The organism is uncultured Sphingomonas sp., assembly GCF_964243315.1.
In the GTDB taxonomy this organism is placed as follows: domain Bacteria; phylum Pseudomonadota; class Alphaproteobacteria; order Sphingomonadales; family Sphingomonadaceae; genus Sphingomonas.
The window spans coordinates 1-3,632 of record NZ_CAXTEM010000109.1; the positions used below are offsets into that span (position 1 = coordinate 1).

Sequence of the window (3,632 nt, forward strand, 5' to 3'; positions counted from 1 at the left end):
TCGTCGCGCTGGATGAAGCCGAAGCCCTTCATGGCGTTGAAGAACTTGACCGTACCCGTCGCCTTTTCGCCGGTCAGCTGACGCTGCGCGCCACCTGCACCCGCGCCGGCACCTGCACCGCCGCGAGGGCCGCCGGGTGCGGCTGCGTCACGATCGCGCGGCGGACCGCGGTCGGTGACCGGCATCGGCTCGCCGTCAATCTTGAGTTCGGTCGCCGAGATGCGGCCGCCACGATCGACCAGGGTGAAGCCGAGCGGCTGACCCTCGGCGAGCCCAGCCATGCCGGCTTGCTCGACCGCGCTGATGTGGACGAACACGTCCTCGCCGCCGTCATCGCGAACGACGAAGCCGAAGCCCTTCTGCGCGTTGAAGAACTTGACGACGCCCGTACCCTCGCCGACGACCTGGGGGGGCATGCCGCGACCGGCGCCACCACCGCCGCCGCCGCTGAAGCCGCCGCCACCGCCGCCGCCACGGTAACCGCCGCCGCCACCGCCGCCGCCGAAGCCACCGCGATCGCCACCGCCGCCGTAGTTGCCGCCGCCACCGCCGCCGCCATAGCTGCTGCCACCGCCGCCGAAGCCACCGCGATCACCGCCAAAGCCGCCGCCACCGAAGCTGCTGCCGCCGCCGAAATCGTCGCCGCCACCAAAGCTGTCGCGCTTGTCGCGACCACGCCCGCCACGATTGCCGCGGCCACCTTTATCGAAACCCATAACCCTGTTCGTCTTCCCGACTTCGCCCGCGATCCATCCAGCCAAGGACCCGGGCGCCGGACGACGAACACGAGCCTTCGGGCGCGAAACCTTTTGCGCCTTGAGAAAGGGCATAGCGCAGAAAACAAGTCCCTGCATGTAAATTCGTCGTAATCGGTGTGTGTTCGACACCAATACTTGCCGCAGCGTTGCCCGGACGGCACAGCCTGCATCGGTAGCTGGTCCGCTGCGGGGAGCGATGCTCCACCCGCACGAAATGCCGTCGCCAGCATTGAGCATGCGGCCAATGGCGCGTAGGGCGCGCGGATGACCGTTCATTTTCACGAGGAAGACATCCCCGCCGGCGTCTTCGCGCCTGGCGCCTCGATCGCCGTCGACACCGAAACCATGGGTCTGATCACCCCGCGCGACCGGCTGTGCGTCGTCCAGCTGTCCGACGGCGGCGCCGACGAGCATCTCGTGCGCTTCAATCCCGGCAGCGATTATGCCGCCCCCAATCTTAAAGCGCTGCTCGCCGACCCGGAGCGGGTGAAGCTCTACCATTTCGGGCGGTTCGATATTGCCGCGCTCCAGCATTATCTCGGCATCGTCGCGGCGCCGGTCTATTGCACCAAGATCGCCTCGCGGCTGGTGCGCACCTACACCGATCGCCACGGCCTGAAGGAGCTGGTTCGCGAGCTACTCGGCCAGGACCTGTCCAAGCAGCAGCAATCGTCCGACTGGGGCGGGCCCGAGCTGAGCGACGCACAGAAGGATTATGCCGCGTCGGACGTTCGCTTCCTCCACCGCCTCCAGGCCGAACTGGACCGGCGATTGGTGCGCGAGGGGCGGATGGCGTTGGCACAGGCGTGCTTCGACTTCCTGCCGCACCGCGCCGCGCTCGATCTGGCGGGCTGGCCCGAAACCGACATCTTCGCGCATGTCTGATGCGCTGCGCCCGCCGCGGACCGCGCGCCAGATCTGGGCCTCGCCCGGCAGCCGCCACGACCGGCTGGTGATGATCGCACGCATCGCGCTGCCGACCGCAATCGGCGTGCTGGCGGCGTTCCTGGTGATGGCGCCGCTGACCGCCGCGGGCGACGTTTCCTTCGTGCTCGACAAGAACAAGGTCGAGGTCGCCAAGGAGCGGCTGAAGATTCGCGCCGCGCAATATCGCGGGCAGGATTCGAAGGGCCAGCCCTTCACGCTGGATGCGGGGTCCGCGATCCAGCAAAGTTCGGCCCAGCCGATCGTGCAGTTGAACGAACTCGCCGCGCAGCTCCAGTTGACCGACGGCCCCGCGAGGATCGTCGCCAATACCGGCCGCTACGACATGGACACCGAACAGGTGCAACTCGACGGCCCGCTCAACTTCACCGCCGCGAACGGTTACGACCTCAAGACCAACGACGCGACGATCGACATGAAGGCGCGCAAGATGGTGAGCGGGGGCGCGGTGACCGGCACCGTGCCGCAGGGCAGGTTCAGCGCCAACAAGCTCCACGCCGATCTCGAAAACCGTACCGTCACGCTCGACGGCAATGCCCGCTTGCGGTTCGTCCCCCGGCGGACGAAATAGGCGTCATGCGTTCGATCTTCGCCCCCGCGTTCATCGCCTCGTCGACAGCGGCGTTCCTGGCAGCAGCGCCGGTCGCGGCGCAGCAACGCCACGATTCGTCGGCGCCGATCGATTTCGGCGCGGATCATATCGAGTTGCAGGACAAGGCGAACCGCGCGGTGCTGGCGGGCAACGTGTCGGTCAAGCAGGCGGACATGACCCTGAACGCGGCAAGGATGACGGTGAGCTATACCGGCCAGGTGGTCGGCGGCAGCCCGCAGGTGTCGCGGCTCGATGCGTCGGGCGGGGTGACGGTGCGGCGTCCGGATCAGACCGCGCGCAGCCAGTACGCTATCTACGATCTCAATCGCCGCGTCGTGACGATGCTCGGCGCGGTCACGCTGACCCAGGGCGGCAACACCGTCAACGGTGGTCGGCTGACGATGAACATGGACACCGGCCGTGCGGTGATCGACGGATCGTCGGTCGCCGGCAGCAGGGGCAGCGGCGTTCCGGGTACGGTATCGCAGGGCGGCGGGCGCGTCACGGGCACCTTCTCGGTGCCGAAACGCAACTGACCGCATGCGCATCGGCGTTCGCCGCGCGCGGGCTTTCCCTCGGACGTTTACTCATGCATGAATCCTGCCAACCGACGATGCGTTAGGCGTTCGGTAACCACTTGCTGCGAGGCGAATAGCCGATGGACGCCGATATCCTCCCCACGCTGCCGACCCCGGAACCGATCATCGAGGCACCGATCTCGAACGGGCTCCAGGTCGTGTCGATCGCCAAGTCGTACGACAAGCGCACGGTGCTGACCGACGTGTCCGTGTCGGTCGGGCGCGGCGAAGTGGTCGGGCTGCTCGGCCCCAACGGCGCGGGCAAGACCACCTGCTTCTATTCGGTCATGGGGCTCGTAAAGCCCGATTCGGGCCGGATCATGCTCGACGGCGATGACATCACGGGGCTCCCGATGTATCGCCGCGCGATCCTCGGACTCGGTTATCTACCCCAGGAAACCTCGATCTTTCGCGGGCTGTCGATCGAGAAGAACATCCTCACCGTGCTCGAACTGTCCGAGCCCGACAAGGCGGCGCGGCAGCGCAAGCTCGACACGCTGCTCGGCGAATTCGGGCTGACCAAGCTGCGCACGTCGCCGGCGATGGCGCTGTCGGGGGGCGAGCGGCGCCGGGCGGAGATCGCGCGCGCGCTGGCGGCCGAACCGTCGATCATGCTGCTCGACGAGCCGTTCGCGGGCATCGACCCGATCTCGATCGCGGACATCCGCGACCTGGTGAAGGACCTTAAACGCCGCGACATCGGCGTGCTGATCACCGATCATAACGTTCGCGAGACGCTCGACATCGTCGATCGCGCCT

5 protein-coding genes are annotated in these 3,632 nt (G+C 67.3%); 4 read left to right on the forward strand and 1 reads right to left on the reverse strand.

Going from position 1 to position 3,632, the window contains the following annotated elements:
* Window positions 1-716 (reverse strand): cold-shock protein (locus ACFE77_RS16190; protein WP_375422675.1); only part of this gene is annotated, 716 nt, incomplete at its 3' end.
* A 306-nt stretch (window positions 717-1,022) separates the two neighbouring features.
* Here ACFE77_RS16190 and ACFE77_RS16195 point away from each other — a divergent pair.
* The 4 genes from ACFE77_RS16195 to lptB form a co-directional block, all read left to right on the forward strand.
* Window positions 1,023-1,643: a ribonuclease D gene (locus ACFE77_RS16195; protein ID WP_375422676.1), complete on the forward strand. Its 621-nt coding sequence runs from the start codon at window positions 1,023-1,025 to the stop codon at window positions 1,641-1,643.
* Window positions 1,636-2,274, forward strand: coding sequence for an LPS export ABC transporter periplasmic protein LptC (gene lptC / locus ACFE77_RS16200; protein WP_375422677.1), 639 nt, complete (start codon window positions 1,636-1,638; stop codon window positions 2,272-2,274). Before ACFE77_RS16195 ends, lptC begins: the two co-directional genes overlap by 8 nt.
* Window positions 2,275-2,279: 5 nt before the next feature.
* Window positions 2,280-2,831: an LptA/OstA family protein gene (locus ACFE77_RS16205; RefSeq protein WP_375422678.1), complete on the forward strand. Its 552-nt coding sequence runs from the start codon at window positions 2,280-2,282 to the stop codon at window positions 2,829-2,831.
* 122 nt (window positions 2,832-2,953) lie between these two features.
* The coding region (gene lptB / locus ACFE77_RS16210; protein WP_375422679.1) for an LPS export ABC transporter ATP-binding protein at window positions 2,954-3,632 on the forward strand (679 nt) is incomplete at its 3' end.

What these genes read in the sequence shown, in the direction of transcription:
- ACFE77_RS16195 (WP_375422676.1), top strand. Translation starts at nt 1,023, where the DNA reads ATGACCGTTCATTTTCACGAGGAAGACATCCCCGCCGGCGTCTTCGCG.
- lptC (WP_375422677.1), top strand. Translation starts at nt 1,636, where the DNA reads ATGTCTGATGCGCTGCGCCCGCCGCGGACCGCGCGCCAGATCTGGGCC.
- ACFE77_RS16205 (WP_375422678.1), top strand. Translation starts at nt 2,280, where the DNA reads ATGCGTTCGATCTTCGCCCCCGCGTTCATCGCCTCGTCGACAGCGGCG.